Origin of the sequence: Pseudomonas sp. RW10S2 (assembly GCF_014268985.1) — a bacterium.
Lineage (GTDB): Bacteria > Pseudomonadota > Gammaproteobacteria > Pseudomonadales > Pseudomonadaceae > Aquipseudomonas > Aquipseudomonas wayambapalatensis.
Genome location: NZ_JABWRO010000015.1, coordinates 19,079 through 39,078, shown reverse-complemented (window position 1 = coordinate 39,078; position 20,000 = coordinate 19,079). Strand labels below are relative to the sequence as shown.

General features: G+C 59.8%; 31 protein-coding genes and 1 pseudogene. 27 read left to right on the top strand and 5 right to left on the bottom strand.

Annotation, left to right across the window (positions count from 1 at the left end):
- Positions 1-148: 148 nt before the first annotated feature.
- The 4 genes and pseudogenes from HU729_RS05555 to HU729_RS05545 all read right to left on the bottom strand — a co-directional run bounded on the left by HU729_RS05555 (position 149) and on the right by HU729_RS05545 (position 3,067).
- A complete protein-coding gene (locus tag HU729_RS05555) occupies positions 149-1,291 on the bottom strand; it encodes an XRE family transcriptional regulator (protein WP_186708825.1) in 1,143 nt (380 codons plus the stop codon).
- Positions 1,278-1,907: a hypothetical protein gene (locus HU729_RS05550; RefSeq protein ID WP_186708823.1), complete on the bottom strand. Its 630-nt coding sequence runs from the start codon at positions 1,905-1,907 to the stop codon at positions 1,278-1,280. The genes HU729_RS05555 and HU729_RS05550 overlap by 14 nt, the downstream gene beginning before the upstream one ends.
- A 118-nt stretch (positions 1,908-2,025) precedes the next feature.
- A pseudogene (locus HU729_RS25755) lies at positions 2,026-2,258 on the bottom strand (hypothetical protein).
- A gap of 2 nt (positions 2,259-2,260) precedes the next feature.
- Positions 2,261-3,067 carry a S24 family peptidase gene (locus tag HU729_RS05545; RefSeq protein WP_186708821.1) on the bottom strand — a complete coding sequence of 269 codons (807 nt, stop codon included), beginning with the start codon at positions 3,065-3,067 and terminating at the stop codon, positions 2,261-2,263.
- 504 nt (positions 3,068-3,571) lie between these two features.
- On the opposite strand from HU729_RS05545, the gene HU729_RS05540 reads away from it, so the two are divergent.
- The 7 genes from HU729_RS05540 to HU729_RS05510 are packed head-to-tail and all read left to right on the top strand — an operon-like array spanning position 3,572 to position 7,962.
- The gene (locus HU729_RS05540; RefSeq protein ID WP_186708819.1) at positions 3,572-4,423 is read left to right on the top strand and encodes a replication protein; all 852 of its coding nucleotides are present in this window, start codon (positions 3,572-3,574) and stop codon (positions 4,421-4,423) included.
- Positions 4,413-5,225, top strand: coding sequence for an ATP-binding protein (locus tag HU729_RS05535; protein ID WP_054892299.1), 813 nt, complete (start codon positions 4,413-4,415; stop codon positions 5,223-5,225). Before HU729_RS05540 ends, HU729_RS05535 begins: the two co-directional genes overlap by 11 nt.
- A 2-nt stretch (positions 5,226-5,227) precedes the next feature.
- Entirely contained in the window at positions 5,228-5,524 is a 297-nt protein-coding gene (locus tag HU729_RS05530; RefSeq protein WP_186708818.1) for a DUF1364 domain-containing protein, read from the top strand.
- Positions 5,521-5,949 (top strand): VRR-NUC domain-containing protein, encoded by a 429-nt coding sequence (locus HU729_RS05525; RefSeq protein ID WP_186708816.1) that lies wholly within the window; start codon positions 5,521-5,523, stop codon positions 5,947-5,949. Before HU729_RS05530 ends, HU729_RS05525 begins: the two co-directional genes overlap by 4 nt.
- On the top strand, positions 5,946-7,247 hold the full coding sequence (locus HU729_RS05520; protein WP_186708814.1) for a site-specific integrase: 1,302 nt from the start codon (positions 5,946-5,948) through the stop codon (positions 7,245-7,247). The genes HU729_RS05525 and HU729_RS05520 overlap by 4 nt, the downstream gene beginning before the upstream one ends.
- Positions 7,244-7,561 carry a hypothetical protein gene (locus HU729_RS05515; protein ID WP_186708812.1) on the top strand — a complete coding sequence of 106 codons (318 nt, stop codon included), beginning with the start codon at positions 7,244-7,246 and terminating at the stop codon, positions 7,559-7,561. The genes HU729_RS05520 and HU729_RS05515 overlap by 4 nt, the downstream gene beginning before the upstream one ends.
- An 11-nt stretch (positions 7,562-7,572) precedes the next feature.
- On the top strand, positions 7,573-7,962 hold the full coding sequence (locus tag HU729_RS05510; RefSeq protein ID WP_027609633.1) for an antiterminator Q family protein: 390 nt from the start codon (positions 7,573-7,575) through the stop codon (positions 7,960-7,962).
- 100 nt (positions 7,963-8,062) lie between these two features.
- Here HU729_RS05510 and HU729_RS05505 read toward each other — a convergent pair whose 3' ends face one another.
- Positions 8,063-8,860, bottom strand: coding sequence for a hypothetical protein (locus HU729_RS05505; RefSeq protein WP_186708810.1), 798 nt, complete (start codon positions 8,858-8,860; stop codon positions 8,063-8,065).
- Between the two features lie 137 nt (positions 8,861-8,997).
- Between HU729_RS05505 and HU729_RS05500 the strand changes: the two genes are divergently transcribed.
- The 20 genes from HU729_RS05500 to HU729_RS26035 all read left to right on the top strand — a co-directional run bounded on the left by HU729_RS05500 (position 8,998) and on the right by HU729_RS26035 (position 19,987).
- A complete protein-coding gene (locus HU729_RS05500; RefSeq protein WP_186708808.1) occupies positions 8,998-9,369 on the top strand; it encodes a chemotaxis protein in 372 nt (123 codons plus the stop codon).
- Complete coding sequence (locus HU729_RS05495; RefSeq protein WP_186708806.1) at positions 9,369-9,698, top strand: hypothetical protein; 330 nt, start codon at positions 9,369-9,371, stop codon at positions 9,696-9,698. The genes HU729_RS05500 and HU729_RS05495 overlap by 1 nt, the downstream gene beginning before the upstream one ends.
- Positions 9,695-9,892 (top strand): hypothetical protein, encoded by a 198-nt coding sequence (locus HU729_RS05490; protein ID WP_186708804.1) that lies wholly within the window; start codon positions 9,695-9,697, stop codon positions 9,890-9,892. Before HU729_RS05495 ends, HU729_RS05490 begins: the two co-directional genes overlap by 4 nt.
- Positions 9,893-9,895: 3 nt before the next feature.
- The gene (locus tag HU729_RS05485; protein ID WP_186708802.1) at positions 9,896-10,126 is read left to right on the top strand and encodes a hypothetical protein; all 231 of its coding nucleotides are present in this window, start codon (positions 9,896-9,898) and stop codon (positions 10,124-10,126) included.
- A gap of 12 nt (positions 10,127-10,138) precedes the next feature.
- Positions 10,139-10,297 carry a hypothetical protein gene (locus HU729_RS05480; protein WP_186708799.1) on the top strand — a complete coding sequence of 53 codons (159 nt, stop codon included), beginning with the start codon at positions 10,139-10,141 and terminating at the stop codon, positions 10,295-10,297.
- Positions 10,297-10,635 carry an HNH endonuclease gene (locus HU729_RS05475; protein WP_186708797.1) on the top strand — a complete coding sequence of 113 codons (339 nt, stop codon included), beginning with the start codon at positions 10,297-10,299 and terminating at the stop codon, positions 10,633-10,635. The genes HU729_RS05480 and HU729_RS05475 overlap by 1 nt, the downstream gene beginning before the upstream one ends.
- Positions 10,636-10,792: 157 nt before the next feature.
- Positions 10,793-11,293, top strand: a complete 501-nt coding sequence (locus HU729_RS05470; protein WP_186708794.1) for a terminase small subunit — start codon at positions 10,793-10,795, stop codon at positions 11,291-11,293.
- 3 nt (positions 11,294-11,296) lie between these two features.
- Positions 11,297-12,976 (top strand): terminase large subunit, encoded by a 1,680-nt coding sequence (locus tag HU729_RS05465; RefSeq protein ID WP_186708791.1) that lies wholly within the window; start codon positions 11,297-11,299, stop codon positions 12,974-12,976.
- 150 nt (positions 12,977-13,126) lie between these two features.
- Positions 13,127-14,425, top strand: coding sequence for a phage portal protein (locus HU729_RS05460; RefSeq protein WP_186708789.1), 1,299 nt, complete (start codon positions 13,127-13,129; stop codon positions 14,423-14,425).
- Between the two features lie 16 nt (positions 14,426-14,441).
- Positions 14,442-15,299 (top strand): head maturation protease, ClpP-related, encoded by an 858-nt coding sequence (locus HU729_RS05455; RefSeq protein ID WP_176509435.1) that lies wholly within the window; start codon positions 14,442-14,444, stop codon positions 15,297-15,299.
- A 2-nt stretch (positions 15,300-15,301) separates the two neighbouring features.
- Positions 15,302-16,483 (top strand): phage major capsid protein, encoded by a 1,182-nt coding sequence (locus tag HU729_RS05450; RefSeq protein ID WP_186708787.1) that lies wholly within the window; start codon positions 15,302-15,304, stop codon positions 16,481-16,483.
- A gap of 48 nt (positions 16,484-16,531) precedes the next feature.
- Positions 16,532-17,065 (top strand): hypothetical protein, encoded by a 534-nt coding sequence (locus tag HU729_RS05445; RefSeq protein ID WP_186708785.1) that lies wholly within the window; start codon positions 16,532-16,534, stop codon positions 17,063-17,065.
- A 4-nt stretch (positions 17,066-17,069) separates the two neighbouring features.
- Positions 17,070-17,411, top strand: coding sequence for a head-tail connector protein (locus tag HU729_RS05440; RefSeq protein WP_125929544.1), 342 nt, complete (start codon positions 17,070-17,072; stop codon positions 17,409-17,411).
- The gene (locus tag HU729_RS05435) at positions 17,408-17,734 is read left to right on the top strand and encodes a phage head closure protein (protein ID WP_186708783.1); all 327 of its coding nucleotides are present in this window, start codon (positions 17,408-17,410) and stop codon (positions 17,732-17,734) included. Before HU729_RS05440 ends, HU729_RS05435 begins: the two co-directional genes overlap by 4 nt.
- Positions 17,735-17,742: 8 nt before the next feature.
- Complete coding sequence (locus HU729_RS05430) at positions 17,743-17,925, top strand: hypothetical protein (protein ID WP_186708781.1); 183 nt, start codon at positions 17,743-17,745, stop codon at positions 17,923-17,925.
- A gap of 3 nt (positions 17,926-17,928) precedes the next feature.
- Positions 17,929-18,429 carry an HK97 gp10 family phage protein gene (locus HU729_RS05425; RefSeq protein WP_186708779.1) on the top strand — a complete coding sequence of 167 codons (501 nt, stop codon included), beginning with the start codon at positions 17,929-17,931 and terminating at the stop codon, positions 18,427-18,429.
- Positions 18,422-18,808, top strand: a complete 387-nt coding sequence (locus tag HU729_RS05420; RefSeq protein ID WP_063545375.1) for a DUF3168 domain-containing protein — start codon at positions 18,422-18,424, stop codon at positions 18,806-18,808. The genes HU729_RS05425 and HU729_RS05420 overlap by 8 nt, the downstream gene beginning before the upstream one ends.
- Before the next feature lie 54 nt (positions 18,809-18,862).
- Positions 18,863-19,363, top strand: a complete 501-nt coding sequence (locus HU729_RS05415) for a hypothetical protein (protein ID WP_186708777.1) — start codon at positions 18,863-18,865, stop codon at positions 19,361-19,363.
- A gap of 40 nt (positions 19,364-19,403) precedes the next feature.
- Positions 19,404-19,748, top strand: a complete 345-nt coding sequence (locus HU729_RS05410) for a hypothetical protein (RefSeq protein ID WP_186708775.1) — start codon at positions 19,404-19,406, stop codon at positions 19,746-19,748.
- Positions 19,745-19,987, top strand: a complete 243-nt coding sequence (locus tag HU729_RS26035; RefSeq protein ID WP_346655288.1) for a hypothetical protein — start codon at positions 19,745-19,747, stop codon at positions 19,985-19,987. Before HU729_RS05410 ends, HU729_RS26035 begins: the two co-directional genes overlap by 4 nt.
- Positions 19,988-20,000: the final 13 nt, after the last annotated feature.

Here is a 20,000-nt window from a genome sequence, read left to right as displayed (position 1 = left end):
CGCGGGAGGAGGGGGATTCTATCGCAGATGATGGCATATTGCCTCATCTGCTTAGGGGCTGGAGCTGTAGGCATGGCCACATGCGCGCGAAATCGCCAGGCATGAAAAGCCCGCCGGGGCGGGCTTGGTTAGATTGAATGTTCTCTGCTTAGGAAGAGGCTCGCTTAAGCTGAAATGAGATCACATTTGAAGATGAATGTTCAGGTGGCATAAAGTACTCTGCTGACTTTCCAGACATTTCTGCAAGACGCGGCACAGGGAGGGGGAGAAGTGATCTTATCTCATCTGGACTGAGGCGCCCATTGCCAACCAAAAAATCAATCATTTCACTAACTAGCTTGCTAGATTCCTTTGGGGTTTCCTTGTCGAGCGGCTCTTGCTTTCGACCGCCTGGAAGCCCTGCAAGCTGTTTAAATACATATACGCTCTGGTTCTCAGATATAAGTCCAAGATTGCGAGCGCGGACTGTAATGGCCGCTATGGAAATACCCCAGCGCCTCTTAAGAGCTATTAGTGCATCCAAGGAGCAGGATGTAAACTCTTGAAGGAAAGAGTTTTTAGGGAAAATGAAAGCGCTCGCAAAGTAGTTTGCTTGATCTTCCTTTTGCTGGACCAGTTCATCGTCTTCGTGATCTTCATCAGACACAGAGCTATGCATTACAAGATGCCCAAGTTCGTGGGCAAGGTTGAACCTATGCCGTGCATTGCTATTGCCCTTTTCGGTGACGATGTATGCTAGGTCTCCCCTCCAATTGGAAAAAGCCTGAGTGGTTTTATCCATGGCGAGCTGCGCAATAAGCACGCCATTATTTTCTAGTAGTCGTGTTACATTACTCAGCGGGCCAGATCCTAGCCCCCAGTGACGACGAGTCTCGAGCGCAATGCTCTCAATGTCCTCGTTGGTCAATAAGCTAAAGTCCAGAAAGCTAGATTGATAGATGTTCGCTCCAGGATAGTTTATCTTTGACAGGAGGTACTGAGAAAATTCGGCAAACCAAGCTTCCTGGATTGTGGCCTTTGTGCGTGATTTTTTAGCGGCAGTCTTGAAACTTCTAAAGTGAGATGGAGTTGTGATTTCCTTTATGGTCCGGCTGGGAGTATAAAGAAACGCAATGTCCACCCCTAGTTCTCGAGCAATTTTTTCAAGGTTCTCGTGGGTAGGGCATTTCGCACCCTTCTCAAAGATCGAGACCGCCTGCCGGCTGACGCCTATGCGCTCAGAAAGAGACGCCATTGTCATGCCGCTTGCAAGCCTTGCCTCCGTTAGTCGCAGGGGATTAAATTTTTTCATGGCCGCTTTGTTGCTTAATTTCTTCAGAGATTTGATTGAAGAGTGCCCCAATGCTGTCTTCGATCTTTTCTTCTTTGATTTCTTCGATTGTGGGGAGTGGTATCGCTCTGGTGTACAGGGCCACTTTGCAGCTAGGGTCTGGAACTACCAGGCTGATGAACTCCAAGGTGGACTTAGAGCCGTGCAGCAACTGACAGCAGAGAGTGGCTGCCTCATGCTCTGAGTGAGCATCTGAAAAAAGATCATAGTTCGGACTAGATAGCACCCGGTTATACAAAGAGCTCTTGATCATTTTTGACCGGGTGCTTTGAACATGATGTGCGGTTAAGATCGTACGATCCGCTCGAAGCACAATGTGCCTAGAAGACCCGTTGCGGTTGCTCTCAATCTGAGCACTGATACCGCCACCATGAATTGCTCCAGGAACCGCTGCGAGGAAATGGTCAATGCAGGAGCGCTTAATATGTCCCGATGAGGCCATGGGATTTGTTCCAAGGACAGGGTTAGCGCGCATGATCGCTGCAGAAGCCCTGTAGCCAAGGGCGATAGCTTTGGAAATTTCAGCCATCTTGGTGAATGGAAGGTCCGCATCAATGATTTCAGGAATAGTTGGCATGGCGCGTCCGGTTGACGAGGGGCGTGTCAACCATTTTGCCCAAAAACTCTAATTTGTCAACCGAGCGAAGGAGCTTAGGTGATCTCCGCAGTGCTTACGGACTGGCACCCAATTGTTACTATTCCCGAGCTATTGTTCCCGCCTTCACCTCACCCCATACCCCGCCAGCCTATCCTCCCCAGCCTGCATCACCTGGCAGATCCTGATTACTGCCTTGGCGTCAGCCTCGTTTCCTGCCTCGCTCAGGCGAACCGCTATTCGCATCAGCTCGACGGCTGACCATTTGAGGTCTGAGGCTAGGCCCTGAAGGTCGCGGCGGAGGTCTTGGTTGGGTTTGGTTAGGAGGGGCATGGTTACACCGGCTGCCCGTTCCATACGTAAAGCACCCTAGCCAGGATGTGCGTGTCATCCACGCGAATTTCTTCGGGCTCATGGTGCTTGTTGTCGGAGATCATCCTGAAGCGGTCCTTGCCTTTCTTCTGTAAGCGCTTCACGTAAAGCAGCTGGTCGTGGGAGAACAGGTAGATGCCATCCCCGGTGAATTCGCGGACCGTGATGTCGACCAGCAAAGGGTCGCGATCCTTGATGGTCGGAGCCATCGACTGGCCCCATCCAGTAATCATTTTCAGGTGGAAGTGCTCTTTGAACTTCACACCCATCTCGCGCAAATGCGTAGGACTGACCCGAATGTCCTGGAGCATTTCGGGGTAGTCATGTGGGATCTGCCCGCCACCCATAGCGGCTCGAACGTCGTAGTGGGCAATCCACACCTCGTCACCGACCAGGCCTGGGCGGGAGAAGTCGGCAGTGATGACGTTCGTTTGAGGCTCTTCTGCAGCAGCGATGAGCCGCCTGCGCGTTGCGTCAGATATGCCTTTGCCACTCTTCGCGAGCATCTGCTTGACCAGGTCGCTTGCTGACGCCGGACCGGGTTCGACCTCTTGCCCACCATCCGGCATTGAGTCGAACCATCCGCGGGGTAGGCCTTCTACCACTTCAATGCGCCGAGCAACGTCATCGCCCAGGTTCTTGGCCGTCTTGTCGGAAAGGATCTGGCTCAAGTGCGCAGCCGACATTTCCCAGCGCTCGGCACAGGCCCCTTTTCTCTGGCTGCCAATCAGCTTTACCAGGTTGTGCTTGCGAATCTCGTAGATATCCATGCGGCGAAGAATGCCAGTCTTTAGCTGGCTGCTAAATGTGCGCAAAGCTAAATTATCCTTGCTCGAATATTAGCCATGAGCTAAATTTCCCGGTATGTGTAAGGAGAACCCCATGAATGACCACCTCCGAGGCTGGCTAGCCGGGGCCACGATTGAGCGCCGACAGCAAGTCGCAACAGCAGCAGATACGTCCGTCGGCCACCTTTGGCAGCTTGCCGGAGGCCATCGCAAAGCTTCCGCTGAGCTGGCGGAGCGTCTGCAAGACGCGTCGGGTGGCGAAATCACTATCGCTGGACTGCGCCCCGACCTAATTCCATTCGCCCGAAAAGCACTTGAGGGTACTCAGGCAGCGATGAGTTGATCGCTGAAGTGAATATTCCATGATCTGGCCTTGCGCCAATAGTGAGTCCGCCCCGCTGTTCATGCATCCAGTGCCTGAACAGTAGGCGAAAAAAAACCGCCTGGCAGGGCGGCTTTCTCTACAGCTTTAGATCGAGAAGAAGCATGACAAACATCGTCCAAATTGACAAGTCCAGGGGGTTCACCCGGATGGACAACCAGCTCATGGATGGCCTGTTGGCTATCGATCTTCCGGCCAGGGAGATGAAGATTGTGCTGTACGTGGCCAAGGCCACCATCAACTTCGGCGCGGGCGCCCAGCGCATCCCGGCGACCGACATCGCAAAGGCCATCAACGCCCACCCTGATTCCGTGTCCAAGGCGATTTCCAGTCTGCTGCGCCGCCGCGTGTTGTTTCGCGAAGGTGGTGCCCGGGGTGACATCGGCGTGAATGACCCGGAAGACTGGGTCTACGTCACTGAGCCGAAACAGACCAAAACAGCCGAGTCGGCTCAAGTGGTCCGAATCGGAGAAGAGCCGAAACAGACCAAAACCGCCAAGTCCCTTCTTTATTCTAAGAATCTAACCCCCTATGTATTTCTTCCTTCGGAAGAAAATACATGCCCCCCCAGCGATGGGCAGCAGACTCCGGCCAAGGCTGACCGCAAGGCGCCATTCGGGAAGGCCGCCATGTTGGCCGACAACCCGCACGGCCTGGATGAGTCGCTGATCGCTGACTACCTGACTGTCCGCAAGGCCGCAAAAGCCCCGGTGACTGCCCGGATCTGGTCCGGCCTGAATGCCAAGCTGGAGCAGTGCAAGGCATTCGGCATTCAGCCTGCCCAGGCCTTGGAGGTCGCCGTCGAGAGCGGATGGCGCGGATTCGAGGTGGACTGGGTGACCAAGCGTCTCGCCGCCCAGCTGCCTGCTAACCCCAACAGCCGCCACCACGGCTTCAGTGACCGCGACTACACCGGCGGCCTGACCGAGCGCGAGGACGGTACCTATGCGATCTGAATCGGTGATCACCATGTCCGAGGTGCGAAACGCTGCCGGCTTCCGCGTCCAGCCTGCTCACTGCGAGCACCACGGCGACTTCGAACAGCGCGTGACCATGCTTATGGGCCGCGAAATCGTTGGCCGATGCCCTGAGTGCGAGAAGGCCGCCATTGCTGAGCGAGAGGCGAAGCAGCAGGCCGAGGAAACCCGCCTGAAGCGCGAGGCCATGACCCGCAAGCTGGGTTCGGCGCTGATCCCGAAGCGCTTCGCCGATCGCACCCTGGGCAACTACCGCGTCGAGCACGAAGGGCAGCGCAAGGCGCTTGCCTACTGCGCCCGCTACGTGGCCGCGTTCGAGGAGATTGAACGTACCGGGCGGTGCCTGATGCTTCTGGGCAAGGTCGGTACTGGCAAGACCCACCTGGGCGCTGGAATGGCCAACGAGCTCATGCGCAACACCTCGGCTACTGCCGTCTACCGGACGGTTGGGGCCGTCCTGCAATCCATCCGGGCGACCTACGATCGCCACAGCGAGCAGTCCGAGGCCGACATCCTGTCCAGCCTGGTCGAGCCATCGCTGCTGGTTCTGGACGAAGTCGGCGTCAGCAAGGAGCAGCCGAGCGAGTTCGAGCTGACAACCCTGTTTTCGATCATCAACGGGCGCTACGAGCAGATGCGCCCCACGGTGGTGATTTCCAACCTCGAGCCAGCCCAACTGCGCCACGCCATGGGTGAGCGGTGTTACGACCGCCTGCGCGAGGGCGGCGGGGTAGTGGTGCCCTTCGAGTGGGAGTCTCACCGTGGCAAGGAGGAGCTCTGACCATGCGACAAACCAAGTTGACCAGGGCTGCTCGCGGCAGGGAGTGCCAAGTGCGCATTCCGGGCGTGTGCAACGGCAATCCAGAGACCACCGTCCTTGCTCACTACCGCCTGGCCGGCACCTGCGGCTTGGGCAAGAAGCCGCACGACCTTCAGGGGGCATGGGCTTGCAGCGCCTGCCACGATGCCTGCGATGGCCGAAGCCGGGCCATTGATCGCGAGATCGCCCGTCAGTACCACGCCGAGGGCGTGATGCGCACCCAGTCGATTTTACTGGCCGAGTCCGTGGTGGTCGCATGAGTGGCTCTGTCCTTCGCCCGTTCAAGGCCAAGCCGGCCCGCGCAAAGCCCGTCGACAGGGAAGGGCAGGAGCAGGCCGCGCTCATGCAGGAACTGCAACTGCGCTACCCGCAGGCCTACAAGCTGATCTACCACGTCCCGAACGGTGGGCACCGGCACAAGTTGGTCGCCGCAAAGCTGAAGGGGCAGGGCGTTAAGGCTGGTGTTCCCGACCTGGTGCTACCAATGGCTCGTGGCGGCTATTTCGGCCTGTACATCGAATTTAAGGCCAAGCCTCTCTTCGATGCTGAGGTTTCGCCCAGCCAGGATGCGTACATCCAGGCGCTGAACGCCCAAGGATACTTGGCGATTGTCTGCCGGGGCTGTATCGATGCCGTCGAGGCGATTCGCGCCTACCTGCTCCAGCCTGCGACGGTGGCCGCATGAGCGCAACCCGCGAAGTGAAGTTCAGCGAGGCTGAGGTGCGCCGCCAGGCCGCCGACGTGACCGTGCGCGATCTGCGCGACCCCCGTCACCCTGGGCTGTACCTGCGCTTCTGGAGCAACCGCGAGCGGGGCACATGGCACCTAGTGCGCGGCAAGAAGTGGGTGCCGGTCGCCCGCTGGCCAGAGCTGAGCGTCGCGGCGGTGCTGGCTGAGCTGCCCGCGCTTCGTCAGCGCCTGTTGCGCGAACCGTCCACCGCTCTGGTGGTTTCGAGTATGGCCACCGTGGGTCAGCTGCTGGACTGGTACGGCGACCGAATGGCTCGTGACCGCTCGCTGTCGGTGAAGCGCAAGGCCGGCGCACGATCCGCCATTGCTCAGCACCTAAAGCCGCGCCTGGATGACATGGTGCTTACCGACGTGACTGCCGACACGCTGGACAAGCAGCTGATGTGGCCAGCGCAGGCCGATGTGTCGTTGTCCTACCTGCGCCAGATGTTCGCGCTGCTGCTGACCGCGTTCAAGCAAGCCAAGCGCCTGGGACTGATCGAGTCTGACCCCATGGCCGGGATGCGCTTCAGCGACTTCACCAAGGCCAAGATCCTGCCGAAGTCGGCCCGTCTGCGCTCGGTGCACCTGGCGGACGTGATGAAGCAGCTGGCCGAGGTCTTCGACGAAGCCCCATCCAAGGCCATGCTGGCGCTGATGATGCTGGCGCACGGCACCCGCATTGGCGAGACCCGAAAGGCCCGCTGGAGCGAGGTATCGGTCACCGCTGGCGAGTGGTTCATCCCGGCAGCGAATGCCAAGACCCGCACAGAGCACCGGCTGCCGCTGACCGACCAGCTCCGTGCGCTGCTGAAGCGCTACCGGGCAATCCAGCAGGCCGAAGGGTACGACGGCGTGTACCTGTTCCCCAGTCGTCGCGGCGGGTGCCTGAGCGAGAGCCAAGCCAGCGCTGTATTCACCTACCTGGGCCGGGGCGAGTGGACTAGCCACGACCTGCGGAAAGTCTCCCGCAGCACCTGGACCGACCTCGGTATCGACGGGCACATCGGCGAAATGCTGCTGAATCACTCGCTGGGCAAGATCGCCAGCACATACATCCACACCCAAGCGATGCAGCAGCGCAGGGCAGCACTGGAGAAGTGGCATGCCTGGTTAGACGGCATTGGCTTTGGTGCCATTCACGGCCTTACAGGGGCCTTATCCGAAATCCCACAGATTCAGGCGCAGGCGGCAGGGGACAAGGCCTCTAGCACCCATCCCGAATTTGTTACTAGCGAGGATTCAAAACGATGAGGAAGAGCCACGGCCCGGCCTTCAAGAAGGCTGTGATCGAGTTGGCTCAGTGCCCTTTGTGCCGTGGGAGAGCGGTCACTCAGGGCGTGTTTCACGACCTGCCATGCGACCACTGCAACGCCTCGGGCTGGGTAGCGGCTGCATCAGGCGAGGCCCTGGCCCTGGATGAACTGGTGACCCAGCTCAGCATGGCCCTGCAGGCCGCGACGCGGCAGATCGAGCAGTTGAAGAACCCCCAGGCATCCGGACCTGGGGCGACATATCAGGGAAGCAACCGGCGCGGCGCCGGCGGCACCAACTACACCGGGGATTGAGGGGGAAGGACATGAAAAAGCGAACCTACGTAGACAAGGCCCTTGGTGACACCGCGTACATGCTCGAGCAATGGGGCTGGTGGCGTATGGATGGCATGGGCGTGCCTCAGTACGTATGCCCGCTGTATGCGCTTATGAAGGAGCACGCTCCAGCGGAAGGAGGACTCAAACAATACGTGATCACGGACGACCTAGCACTTGCGGTAGACGGCGCCGTAGCCAGGCTGAATAAGCGTAACCCGCAAATGGGCGGCTTCGTCTGGCTGTACTTCGGTGCTAAGTGGCCGGCGCTGCGCATCGCTCGCGAGCACAAAATGAGTGAAGCCAAGGCACGCGAGCTAATCAACACTGGAGTGGCTTGGATCGATTGCGCCCTTGAACAATTGCGCGAGGCTGCATAAAAAGCTTTCCGCGCGGATAAACACCTGTTTTCATAGCAGCGTGTCCAGCTTGCAAGCAACGCGACACAGCCGCACCCCGACCATAGTGTCGGGGTTTTTGTTACGTGTGCGTTGGCCTTGAGAACCGTTGTTGCAATAAGCCTCGTAAGGACTGATCCCTGAGGTCCGCAATCGAGAAACTTTCAAGGTCGCTGGCGATATTGGTATCTTTAAGCTTCCTAACAAGTGTCTCCGGTGAGTCGAGCCAGTCCTCCGGAACACGATTCTCTCGGAGAGGCCAATCTAGGTAGATCATTCCGTTTACCGTGATAAACGAAAAACCCTCTTTTCCGTTGTACTTGTAGTTGATCGCATAAGCAACCGACGAAGAGTAGACGGCTCCATTGTAGGTGTTTCTTTTTATAGACATCATTCGGTAGTTGTTTTTTACCATTTCGGTAACTGAGTTAGGTCTACGTGCTGTTTTGCATTTTCTGACTCCGCTTGGCGTGGAAATATAAAACTCAAAAAGCTTACGGCTGTCGGCTAAAAGTGACATTTCCATTCCACCGCACGATAGGCCAGAAATTGGTGGTATGTCGCAGTTGGCTGCCTCGTAGGCTTTCACAAGAAGCGGCGGCTCGCACGTCAGTAAGGGGATAATTAAATCCTTCTCATAGATCACGAAGATCTCAAATATTGTGAGAGCTTTGTCTTTATGGTTGGTAACCGTGATCGTGTCAAAAAAGTACTCAGATACAAGGCTTGCGCTGGTTGAGTAGCTTATCTCAGCGCTTACGCCAATCTTCTTCACTGCAAGGAACCAGCTCAGTGGAAAGATTACGATGCCGGGAATCACCTTTAGAATATCTGAGGCGATTGGCCAGGCGGAAACGAGCCATTTTATGACGACTTCCAAGCTTTCATCCTTTTTGTGTTTTCTGGGTGCGCGCAGCGATCCACTGGGATCTGTGTGCCCGGACGTGCGACTTTTTATCCCTTAATTTTTGGTAGAGCAAGACCTGATTTATGTGGGTCAAGCTTCAGGAGTGAACAATGGACCCGACCGATCTCGGCCCAGGCACAGCCACCTGGCTGACAGGGTCGGGCACTGTGCTGCTAGGTGCCTTCCTCTGGTTGCGCAAGTGGCTGTCCAGAGACGCCACCGACAGAGCAATGGATACCGCTGATATCGGCGTCGTCCGTCGCCTAAATGAGCTGCTCGATATCGAGCGTGGAGGCCGTAAAGAGGCGGAGGCTCGGGCTGATCAGTTCGCCAAGGAACGCAACGACCTGGCTGCAACAGTCGGTCGGATGGAAGGAAAGATCGAGGCGCTAACCAGCCAGGTAGTCAGCCTCACAGAGCGAGTAACGCTGCAGAGCGATGAGATCGCTCGGCTGCGCACCAAGCTGGGAGGTACATCGTGATGGACAGATGCGTACTGGAGTACATAGCCAGGCGCTGGTGGCGGCGCGTCGAGGTCTGGATGATCGCGCTTTTGCTCGTCGTCGGTGGCGGCTTCTGTGGCTACCAGCTCGCGCAGTGGGCCTTGGCCAAGAGCTACCTGGAGCAGGTTGCCACAGTTCGTCAGGCGTACGACGAGGCGACCAAGCAGAGGGACCAGCGATTGGACGAACTGACACGCCGCACAGATACCGCCGCAGCCAAGGCTTCCAAGGCAGCCACGACGGCGACCCAGGCGGTAGACAAGGCCGACGAAGCCCTCAACAAAGCGCAGGCGGAGAGCCAACAATGATCAACCTGACTGACAACAAAGGGCGCGATCACTTCGTGGCTCCCAGCGCCATCGCTCGCGTGCAGGAGGCTGGCACCAGCTCCCAGTGGCACGGCGTCTGCGCCATTGTCCATACGTTCGACGGCCATGTGCTGGAGGTGCGTGAGCGCGCTGCCGATATCGCCGGCCAAGTCGGGATGCGCCGAGAGGAGTGACCGGTGGCCAGGAATCGAGCCCCTTACACACCCTGCAAGCTGTACGTGGACGGCGCTGACGGTATCGCGGTTGGCGACTTCATCACTACCGCTGCTGGTTCCGCCTACCTGGTGCAGACGTTGCGGGTGAGCCGCACGCGACAAGATCGCAAGCACATGGACTGCCTACGCTGGCCGATCGCCGAGGTGCTGCCCGATGCGCCGTGCTACCAGCTGACCTGGTACAAGAGATGAGGAGCGCAACCCATGGCCCGTGTAACCGCAACAATCGTTTGCCGCCAACGCTGGTGGCTGAAGTACTACCTGGTCGGCGTCCTGGTCATGTCCCACCTCACTGGGCGCGAGCCGGACTCGGCCCGGGTCATGCGCTGGATCGAGCGCGCCATCGTGGTTGAGTTGCGCTGATGGGCAGACTCAAGACGATCAGTCCGCGCCTGCTGGAGAGCACTAGTACTAGGGTCAAGGTGGTGAACCCAGGCAGTTGGCGAAGCGGTATGACCAGTTCCCAGCGTGGCTACGACTACCGATGGCAGAAGGCACGAGAGCAGTACCTGCGCGACAACCCGCTGTGCATCTACTGCGAGCGGAGCGGCCGCATAACTGCCGCCAGGGTTGTCGACCATATCGTTGCTCACCGTGGAGACATGATCCTCTTCTGGGATCAGACCAACTGGCAGAGTCTCTGCAAGCCTTGCCATGACTCCGTCAAGCAGGCCGAAGAGGCGGCAGGAGTGGGGGGCTGACACCTCATCGGATCGCCAAAATCCGGCGCGATAGACTATGGCACGCCAGTGGCGTGCTTCAAAAAGGGGTAGGGGGGTCAAAGCTTGGGATTCCCATCTAGCTAGACCGCCACCGACCCCACGTATACATTTTTCTCCCCCCTAAAGGTTTTTGTTAATGGTGTTAACAGACAAACAGCGACAGTTTGTTGACGCTAAGGCCCGGGGTGCGTCAAACAAAGAAGCGGCCGAAGCCGCGGGCAGCAAGCCTTCGGCAGCTGCAGCGGCTGGCTCGCGTTGGGCTACTGATCCGAAAATTGTGGCCGCAATTCTCGCTCGAAGAGCAGAGCTCAGTGTTAACCCTGAGCCGAAAAAACGTAGAGGCAAAGCGAAGGCCGATGATGCCGCTGAAGACCCTGTCGAGGTCAACGAGGCGGACGGCGAGTTCCTGAGCTGTCTTCCAGACACACAGGATCCGCTCGAGTGGTTGATTGCGCTGATGAACGAGCCTCGGGCCAAAGTCTTCGACCGGCGCAACGCTGCGCAGACGGCCGTGCCGTACATCTACGGGAAGAAAGCCGAGGCAGGCAAGAAAGAGCAGAAGGCGGAAGCCGCGAAAGAGGCGGGCAAAGGCAAGTACTCCCAGAGCAAGCCGCCCCTCACAGTCGTCAAGGGGTGACTCATGCTTTGGACCACGGCCTGTCCTGACTGGTGGCGGCGTCTGGCTGCCAGCGAATCCATCATTCCTGAACCGCTCTTTCCCCAGGAGGCAGAAGAAAGCCTCGAGGTTTTCAAGGGCCTTCGCATTGTCGATGCCCCGGGCAGTCCAACTATCGAAAGCGCATGTGCCCCATGGGTCCTGGCTTTCGCAGGTGCTGTCTTTGGCAGTTACAACAGCGAGACCGGTGAACGCCTGATTCGGGAGTTCATGCTCTGCATCCCAAAGAAAAACAGCAAGTCGACCATCGCCGCCGCGATCATGCTGACAGCCCTGGTCCGGAACTGGCGGATGTCGGCAGAGTTCATCATCCTCGCGCCGACCAAAGAGATTGCCGACAACGCCTTCGTTCCGGCCAAGGACATGGTCAACAATGATGACGAGTTGAAGGATCTGCTGCATGTGCAGCCACACCTTCGACTGATCACCCATCGGGAGACCGGCGCCACGCTGAAGGTAGTCGCCGCTGACAGCGACGTGGTGGGCGGCAAAAAGGCCGTGGGCGTGCTGATCGATGAGGCCTGGTTGTTCGGCAAGAACCCGAAAGCGGCCGACATGATTCGGGAGGCCACCGGCGGTCTGCTGTCCCGGCCCGAAGGCTTCGTTATCTGGCTGACCACGCAGTCGAACGAACCGCCCGCTGGGGTATTCCGGTCGAAGCTGAACTATGCACGCGGCGTGCGTGATGGCCGGATCAACGACAATCGCTTTCTGCCGATCATCTACGAATTCTCCAAGGAGATGATCGACAGCGGTGATGCCCGCAAGCCAGAGAACTTCCACCTGGTGAATCCCAATATGGGGTTCTCAGTCGACCGCCCAACGCTTGAGCGCTTGTTCATGCAGGCGGAGATCGACGGGGAGGCGGAGCTGCGTGGTTTCCTGGCCAAGCACCTCAACATCGAGATCGGCCTGGCCCTGATGTCTGATGCCTGGGTTGGTGCCGAATTCTGGGAGCCACAGGCAGCCACTTGGCTCAACCTAAATGAAATCCTTGAGCGGTGTGAAGTCATCGATGTGGGTGGTGATGGAGGAGGGCTCGACGACTTGCTTGGGCTTGCCGTCGTCGGCCGGGAAGCGAGCACCCGCCGTTGGTTCCACTGGGCTCACGCTTGGGCCCACCCGTCGGTCCTTGAGCGTCGCAAGTCCGAAGCCCCGCGGCTAAAGGATCTCGAGGCGGTGGGCGATCTGACCATTGTCAAGCGCATCGGTGAGGACGTGGAGCAGTTCGCAGCCATCGTCGCCCGCATCAACGAGACCGGCTTGCTGGACAAGGTCGGGCTCGACCCGGCGGGGATTGGTTCTGTTCTCGACGCCCTGGCCGACGCTGGTGTCGAAGAGGACAAGATCGTTGGCATCTCCCAAGGCTGGAAACTTACCGGCGCGATCAAGACGACGGAGCGCAAGCTCGCTGAGGGCACGCTGTTGCATTGCGGCCAGCCGCTCATGGCCTGGTCGTGCGGCAACGCCAAAGGGGTGCCGTCAGCCAACGCCTTCTTGATCACCAAGCAAGCCTCGGGCACGGCGAAGATCGACCCGCTAATGGCTACATTCAACGCTGTTTCTCTGATCAGCCTCAATCCTGAGGGACGCGGGGGAATGGACAACTTCATGGCTGGCATTCGGGACCCACTGATCGTATGAACGCACTTCACATTTTCATCGCCTGCGCTCTGGTGGCTTTCTCCCTTGCATGTGCTGGGGTATGGGTGCTGGCCGGTACTGGCTGGGCCTTGATTGCAGGAGCTGTGAGTTTCTTCTGCATCGCCGGTTTCCTTCGCCGAGGGCTGACCAGTGATTAAAACCTTGTCCCAGGCTTTGGGGGCTGCGGCTGCCAAGCCATCAGCCAGCATGAGCGAATGGTTGGGCAAGAGCATCAAGCTGTCAGATGGCGGCTTCTGGGGCGCGTTTCTCGGGGCTCAGTCCAGTAGCGGAAAATCGGTCAGCGTCGACAAGGCGATGCGGCTTTCCACAGTGTGGGCCTGCGTCCGCATCATCTCCACCTCGGTTGCGGGCTTGCCCCTGAGCATCTACCGGAGGATGCCTGATGGTAGTCGTGAGAGTGCACGGGACTTCCCGCTGTACGACGTGGTGCACACCAGCCCCAACGAGGACATGGCCGCCTTCCACTTCTGGCAGGCAGTCGTTGCCTCGATGCTGTTGTGGGGGAATGCTTACTGCGAGATTCACCGATCTGCAGGTCGCGTCATTGCGCTGGACTTCCTGATGCCGTCCCGAGTCGACCTTGAGTTTGATGATGACGGCCGGCTGAGATACTTCTTCAGGCCGCGAAAAGGGGCGCGCCGGGAGATTGTGCGGCAGAACATGCTGCACATCCCGGCCTTTACCTTGGACGGCCGGGTTGGCCTTTCAGCCATTCGCTACGGCGCGGATGTGTTTGGCTCGGCGATGTCGGCAGACGACGCGGCCAACAGCACTTTCCGCAACGGCATGATGCCTACGGTCGCGTTTTCGGTCGACAAGACACTTAACCCGGCCCAGCGCGTTGAGTTTCGTGAGTACGTCAAGACCATCTCCGGGGCGCTGAACGCTGGCAAGAGTCCTGTGCTTGAGCAAGGCGTGAAGCCGGAGATGATCGGCATCAACCCCGCTGACGCGCAGCTGCTGGAGTCGAGAGGGCACAGCATCGAGGAGATTTGTCGATGGTTCGGCGTCCCGCCCTGGATGGTGATGAAGACCGACAAGGGCAGTAACTGGGGGACCGGCCTGGAACAACAGCAGATCGCGTTCCTCACCTACTGCATCATGTCCTTCACGGCGCCGATCGAGCAGTGCGTAAACAAGTGGTGCATGACGGCAGTAGACCGGATCAACTTCTATTCGGAGTTCTCGCTCGAAGCGTTTCTGCGGGCCGACAGCTCTGGGCGCGCGGCGTACCTCAGCACGATGGCCCAGAACGGCTTCATCACCCGCAACGAAGGGCGGCGAAAAGACAACATGCCTCACATGCCAGGCGGTGACGTTCTGACGGTTCAGTCGAACCTGGTGCCGCTGGACCAGCTCGGCAAGCAAGACGATGGTCAGGCCGCAAGGGCCGCACTGATGAACTGGCTTCAACAGCCGGAAAAGTAAATCTCGGGAGTAATCCATGAAACACAAGATCCAGTCTCGCGGCCTGCGCAGCGAGATGAGCCCGCGCGCGCTCGATAAATGGAACCCCGCGATCCAGGCGGCCGTCGAGAACACATCGGACACCATCACGGTGTACGGCGTGATCGGCGAAGACTGGTATGGCGAGGGCGTCACGCTGAAACGAATCGACGCCGCCTTGCGGGCGATCGGGGAGCGAGATGTCACCGTTTACATCAATTCCCCAGGTGGCGACATGTTCGAAGGCATCGCCATCTATAACCGCCTCCAAGAGCACAGCCACGAGGTCACCACCAAGGTGCTGGGCATGGCGGCCAGCGCTGCTTCGATTGTCTTCCTCGCGGGGAAGAAGCGAGAGGTGGCCAGCAGCGCCTTCCTCATGATCCACAACTGCTGGACCTGGCTCGCTGGCAATCGCAACTACCTCCGCGATATCGCCGACGACATGGAGGAGTTCGACGCGGCGATGGCCGACCTCTATGCCGAGACCAGCGGGCAGTCGGCTGAAGACATGGCCGAACTGATGGACGACGAAACCTACATCCGCGGCAAGCGTGCTGTGGAACTTGGCCTGGCCACTGGACTGTTGTCGTCCACCGAGGTCACCGAGCGCGAAACCGAAGACGCCGCCCAGGCCAATGCGCTCAAGGCGATGGACGTAGCCCTGGCCAAGGGCGGTATGCCTCGCTCCGAGCGCCGCGAACTGTTCGCCAGTTTCAAGTCCGGTATGCCTCGCGCTGCCGGCGGGGGCACGCATAACGCTGCCCCGACCGATAAGCCCCGCGCTGTCGCGCCAGACCTCTCCGCCTCTCTGAGCGCGGCAACCAATCTCCTCAATTCTCTGAAAGGAAAATGACCATGGACTTTGAAGCCCAAGTCAAAGAACTCAATGCCAGCCTCAAGGGCATTGGCGACCAGATCAAAAGCCAGGCCGAGGCGGTCGAGAAACAGATCAAGGCCAGCGGCGAGATGAACACCGAAACTCGCGCCAAGGTCGATGAGATGCTGACCAAGCAGGGCGAGCTGCAGGCGCGCCTGGGCGAGGCTGAGCAGAAGCTCGTGAATGCGAGCCGTGACCGCTCTCATCAGGAAGAACCGCAAAAGTCGGTGGGTGCCCTGGTGATCGGCAGCGAAGAAATGCAGGACATGAACTCGTCCTTCCGTGGCTCGCGTCGCGTCTCCGTGCCGCGCGCGGCTATCACCACTGCTACCGGTGGCGACCTGGTTCCCGCCCAGCGTTTGCCCGGTGTCGTCGCGCCGCCGCAGCGCCGACTGACGATCCGCGACCTGGTGGCGCCGGGTGAGACGGAGTCGAACTCCATCGAGTACATCCGTGAAACCGGCTACACCAACAACGCGCGCACCGTGGCGGAGGGCACCGCCAAGCCGTACTCCGACATCACCTTCGCCCTGGCGACCGCAAACGTTCGTACCATCGCTCACCTGTTCAAGGCCAGCCGCCAGATGCTGGACGATGCCAAGGCATTGCAGAGCTACATCGACGCTCGTGCGCGCTACGGCCTGAACATGGCTGAAGAAGCCCAGTTGCTTTACGGCAGCGGCACCGGTGCAAACCTGCAAGGCCTCATGACTGTCGCGCAGCTTTACGCCCAGCCCGCTGGCGTGACAGTAGTGGGCGAGCAGCGAATCGACCGCCTGCGCCTGGCGCTGCTGCAGGCCGAACTGGCCGAGTTTCCATCCGACGGCATTGTGCTCAACCCGATCGACTGGGCAGCGATCGAGCTGACTAAGGACGGGGAAGGCCGGTACATCATCGGTCAGCCTCAGGAAGGCACCAACGCGAAACTCTGGAATCGCCCAGTGGTTTCTACCCAGGCCATGACACAGAACGACTTCCTGGTCGGAGCCTTCAAGCTCGGCGCTCAGATTTTCGACCGCATGGAAATCGAAGTGCTGATCTCGACCGAGAACGACAAGGACTTCGAGAACAACATGGCGACGATCCGTGCTGAGGAGCGTCTGGCCTTTGCGATTTATCGCGATGAGGCGTTCGTCACCGGTCCGCTGATCACTCCTTGATTTCTCTGGCTAGGGGCGTCAGCAATGACGCCCGATTGGAGTACTCCCATGGCACGTAAACAGGAAAAACCAGAGTCCACGGTTGAGCCGAAGGAACCTGTCTCGACCACTGAAACCAGCGGCGGCCAGGCCGTGGATGGGGCTTTGCCCCCTTCGCCTGGTGAAACAGTCTCGCCAAGTCCTGGCGAGTCGGGCGCTCCCCCAACAGCTCCAGGCTCGGGTGAGAGCGCAGAGCAGGTGCTGCCGGAAACACAGGCAGACTCGGGTACCGGATCGGACAGCGCTGCAAGCGACCTAGGCACCATTGCCGAAGCCCCCGGTACGGACACGGTCGCATCGGAAGTCGCAGATCAGAATGGGCCGGGCGTGACCGACAACGCTGACGAAGCCGATCAGTCGGCTGGAGAGGGTGAGATTGCGGCTAACCCCAATCCAGCAACTCTTCAGATCTACCCGGTGCGGTCCTACATGGACGAGGGCGAACTGCGTCGCCGCGGTGGCCCCGCTTACGTGGTGCCACGTCGGCATGCAGAGGAGTTGGTGGAGCGGAAGCTGGCATCGTTCGAGCCGCTGGAGGAGTAGCGACATGCCGGTCATCAGCATGACCATCGCCCGGCATCACCTGCGGGATCCCGACGACGATGACGCGTACCTGGAACTACTGATCGAGGCGGCCGAAGGTCAGGCGATGGACTATCTGAACCGCCGTTTCTATGTGGACCAGCAGGCGCTGGATGAGGCTATCGCCGCCGGGGATGCCGGCGAGTCTCCCATGGTCAGCAACAAGCAGATCAAGGCTGCCTGTTTGCTGATCCTCGGCCACCTTTACGCGAACCGTGAGGACGTTGTAATCGGAACCATTGCCACCGAACTGCCGCAAGGGTCGAAGGCGCTCCTGACCCCACACCGTATCGGGTGGGGCGTATGAGAGCCGGGCCTCTACGTCACCGGCTCGAGGTGACCCACCGACATGAAGAGCGCAATAAGTCCGGGGGAGCCACAGTGACGTGGCTTCCTGCAGCTCGCCCTGAAATGTGGGGCGAAGTCCGCACCCCTACAGGGCGCGTAACGGCAGTCGCGGAAAAGCTGAGTGCAGTTGTTACGGCAGAAATCATTGCCAGGCCGCGCTTGGACATTGTTGCCGGGTCTCGACTGACGCGGCGTGGGGTCACCTACCAGGTCGAGGCAGTGTTACCGGACAACGAGAACACCCTGATGAGGCTGCTTTGCTCATCGGTACCGAATCCATGAGGTGAACCATGAAAATTCGTGCACTGGGCATCCTCTCCGGCGCCTCTGGCGATCGCGAGAAGGGTGAAGAGTTCGTGGTCGACAAGGAGTATGGCGCCGGGCTGATCGCCCGCGGCTATGCCGAGGAGGTGACCGAGGTTGCCACCGAGAAGACCGCCAAGCCAACCAAGGCTGACCAGGCCAAGGAGTAGGCCATGGCCCGCCGCTCGAAGATGCGCGGCGATATCCGCCTTCGGCGAACGCTGCGCAACATCCACAAGACGATGGACAACGAATTGGCCCCGGCCATGCGCCACGCCGCTGAGCGTGTCCTTGCCACCCAGCAGCAGTTGATGCCCAGGGACACAGGCGCAGCCGCCGCAGCGCTGAAGATCTACGTCGCGCCCAGCGGCCTGGATGCGCAGATCGGAATCCGCGGCAAGCGCGACAACCGCAAGTTCTTCTACCTGCGCTTCATCGAGTACGGTACCAAAGGTTACATCGGCGGCAAGCGCGCTGGGAATCGCAACCGTCGAGCCACCAACAAGAGCGACGGCGGACACTTCTTCGGCAAGTACCCGGACATTCCGGCCCGGCCGGCGCACCCCTGGCTTCGGCCCTCCATCGACGTGAACCGCGAGTACGTCATGGCTGACATCGAGACCGCCGTACGGCGCACGCTCCGTAAAGCGAGCCAGGGGGTAGGTAATGGCTGATCCGTCTGTTGCGTTGCAAGAGGCGCTGTTTGCGAGGCTCCTCGCCGAGGTCAGTTGCCCGATTTACGACGGCGCGCCGATGAACGCCGATATGCCCTACGTGTCGATCGACCGCGAGGTCTCGGTCAACGAAAGCCCGATCTCCGGGCGCAAGCGCGAGCAGCGCCTGCTGTACCTGTCGGTCTGGTCTGATGCTGTCGGCCAAGCCGAAGTGAAGCGCATCAACGGCGAGGTGATCGCCGCACTGGACGAGCGACCGCTGCCGCTGGAGGTTGGCCGCGCCGTATCGGTTCGCGTCATCCAGTCGGACGCCCAGCGCGATGCTGACGGCGTTACCTACCAGGGCTCGATCACGGTCCGCGTCATCACCACCCACTGATTCAACCACCGGCCGCGCTGCGGCTTTATCCAATGTGCCTTTGGAGGAACCCCCATGGCCGAAGACAACCTCAACACAGCCGCCGGCTGCCGCCTGGCCATTGGCGGCAAGACCGGTGCCGACACCGAAACCGAGTACAAGGCCGACACCTACGTCGATGTGGGCGAGATCGAAGACCTGGGCGAGTTCGGCGACACCTTCAACCCGGTGAACTTCACCTCCCTGGCCGACGGCCGCGTGCGCAAGTACAAGGGCACCGCCGACGCCGGCAACATGACCCTGACCGTGGGCCTGGACAACGGCGACCTTGGCCAGAAGGCGGTCGCCGCCGCGCACAAGGACCGCACCAAGGGCAACTACAACATCAAGGTCACGCTCAACGACGGCGACCCCGGTGCGACCCCGGCGATTCTGCCGACCACGTTCTACTTCGCGGTCAAGGTCATGAACAACACCGTGGCTGCCGGCTCCGCCGACAACGTCGTGCGCCGCAACATCACGCTCGGCATCAACACCGACATCCTCGAAATCCTGCCGGGTCCGGCTACCCCCTGATCGATGGGGCTTCGGCCCCGTCCTCTACTGAGAGAAGCCCATGAGCGAAGCTCTGTATGGCACCAAGACGCTGGTGGTCGGTGCGCGAACCTACACCCTGCGCCCAACCTTGGAAGCGGCGCTGCTGATCGAAAGTCGCTTCGGCGGACTGCGCGGTGCGCTCGAGTCGATGCGACTTATGAGCATCGGTGCCAGCGCTGACATCATTGTCGCTGGCGCTGGCCTGCAGGCTGACCAGCATGCCCAGGTCGCCGCCGAAGTGTTCCAGACCGGCGTGGCCAAGGTCTCCACCCAGCTGACCGAGTTCATCACTGTCCTGCTCAACCCGGTACCGCCGAGCGTGGTCGCCCGGGGAAAGGACGAGGCGGACAGCACAGCGCAGTGAAGGACGGGAGCTACGTCGACTATTTGTTCGGCGTGGCCACCGGCTGGCTTGGTTGGCCGCCTGACACTGCCTGGCGCACCCCAATACCCCAAATCATGATCGCGCTCGATGCTCGGCTCGACTGGTCCGGCCGCGGGCAGGCCCAGGGACAGGCCTCTGGCCATCGATCCGCGCCGCGACGACCGGTGAGCGTGGCTGACAAGTTGAAGGCTTTCTTCCGGGGCCGCCAGGAAGAGTAACTCGCCGCCTCCG

What these genes read in the sequence shown, in the direction of transcription:
- HU729_RS05555 (WP_186708825.1), bottom strand. Translation starts at nt 1,291, where the DNA reads ATGAAAAAATTTAATCCCCTGCGACTAACGGAGGCAAGGCTTGCAAGC.
- HU729_RS05550 (WP_186708823.1), bottom strand. Translation starts at nt 1,907, where the DNA reads ATGCCAACTATTCCTGAAATCATTGATGCGGACCTTCCATTCACCAAG.
- HU729_RS05545 (WP_186708821.1), bottom strand. Translation starts at nt 3,067, where the DNA reads ATGGATATCTACGAGATTCGCAAGCACAACCTGGTAAAGCTGATTGGC.
- HU729_RS05540 (WP_186708819.1), top strand. Translation starts at nt 3,572, where the DNA reads ATGACAAACATCGTCCAAATTGACAAGTCCAGGGGGTTCACCCGGATG.
- HU729_RS05535 (WP_054892299.1), top strand. Translation starts at nt 4,413, where the DNA reads ATGCGATCTGAATCGGTGATCACCATGTCCGAGGTGCGAAACGCTGCC.
- HU729_RS05530 (WP_186708818.1), top strand. Translation starts at nt 5,228, where the DNA reads ATGCGACAAACCAAGTTGACCAGGGCTGCTCGCGGCAGGGAGTGCCAA.
- HU729_RS05525 (WP_186708816.1), top strand. Translation starts at nt 5,521, where the DNA reads ATGAGTGGCTCTGTCCTTCGCCCGTTCAAGGCCAAGCCGGCCCGCGCA.
- HU729_RS05520 (WP_186708814.1), top strand. Translation starts at nt 5,946, where the DNA reads ATGAGCGCAACCCGCGAAGTGAAGTTCAGCGAGGCTGAGGTGCGCCGC.
- HU729_RS05515 (WP_186708812.1), top strand. Translation starts at nt 7,244, where the DNA reads ATGAGGAAGAGCCACGGCCCGGCCTTCAAGAAGGCTGTGATCGAGTTG.
- HU729_RS05510 (WP_027609633.1), top strand. Translation starts at nt 7,573, where the DNA reads ATGAAAAAGCGAACCTACGTAGACAAGGCCCTTGGTGACACCGCGTAC.
- HU729_RS05500 (WP_186708808.1), top strand. Translation starts at nt 8,998, where the DNA reads ATGGACCCGACCGATCTCGGCCCAGGCACAGCCACCTGGCTGACAGGG.
- HU729_RS05495 (WP_186708806.1), top strand. Translation starts at nt 9,369, where the DNA reads ATGGACAGATGCGTACTGGAGTACATAGCCAGGCGCTGGTGGCGGCGC.
- HU729_RS05490 (WP_186708804.1), top strand. Translation starts at nt 9,695, where the DNA reads ATGATCAACCTGACTGACAACAAAGGGCGCGATCACTTCGTGGCTCCC.
- HU729_RS05480 (WP_186708799.1), top strand. Translation starts at nt 10,139, where the DNA reads ATGGCCCGTGTAACCGCAACAATCGTTTGCCGCCAACGCTGGTGGCTG.
- HU729_RS05475 (WP_186708797.1), top strand. Translation starts at nt 10,297, where the DNA reads ATGGGCAGACTCAAGACGATCAGTCCGCGCCTGCTGGAGAGCACTAGT.
- HU729_RS05470 (WP_186708794.1), top strand. Translation starts at nt 10,793, where the DNA reads ATGGTGTTAACAGACAAACAGCGACAGTTTGTTGACGCTAAGGCCCGG.
- HU729_RS05465 (WP_186708791.1), top strand. Translation starts at nt 11,297, where the DNA reads ATGCTTTGGACCACGGCCTGTCCTGACTGGTGGCGGCGTCTGGCTGCC.
- HU729_RS05455 (WP_176509435.1), top strand. Translation starts at nt 14,442, where the DNA reads ATGAAACACAAGATCCAGTCTCGCGGCCTGCGCAGCGAGATGAGCCCG.
- HU729_RS05450 (WP_186708787.1), top strand. Translation starts at nt 15,302, where the DNA reads ATGGACTTTGAAGCCCAAGTCAAAGAACTCAATGCCAGCCTCAAGGGC.
- HU729_RS05445 (WP_186708785.1), top strand. Translation starts at nt 16,532, where the DNA reads ATGGCACGTAAACAGGAAAAACCAGAGTCCACGGTTGAGCCGAAGGAA.
- HU729_RS05440 (WP_125929544.1), top strand. Translation starts at nt 17,070, where the DNA reads ATGCCGGTCATCAGCATGACCATCGCCCGGCATCACCTGCGGGATCCC.
- HU729_RS05435 (WP_186708783.1), top strand. Translation starts at nt 17,408, where the DNA reads ATGAGAGCCGGGCCTCTACGTCACCGGCTCGAGGTGACCCACCGACAT.
- HU729_RS05430 (WP_186708781.1), top strand. Translation starts at nt 17,743, where the DNA reads ATGAAAATTCGTGCACTGGGCATCCTCTCCGGCGCCTCTGGCGATCGC.
- HU729_RS05425 (WP_186708779.1), top strand. Translation starts at nt 17,929, where the DNA reads ATGGCCCGCCGCTCGAAGATGCGCGGCGATATCCGCCTTCGGCGAACG.
- HU729_RS05420 (WP_063545375.1), top strand. Translation starts at nt 18,422, where the DNA reads ATGGCTGATCCGTCTGTTGCGTTGCAAGAGGCGCTGTTTGCGAGGCTC.
- HU729_RS05415 (WP_186708777.1), top strand. Translation starts at nt 18,863, where the DNA reads ATGGCCGAAGACAACCTCAACACAGCCGCCGGCTGCCGCCTGGCCATT.
- HU729_RS05410 (WP_186708775.1), top strand. Translation starts at nt 19,404, where the DNA reads ATGAGCGAAGCTCTGTATGGCACCAAGACGCTGGTGGTCGGTGCGCGA.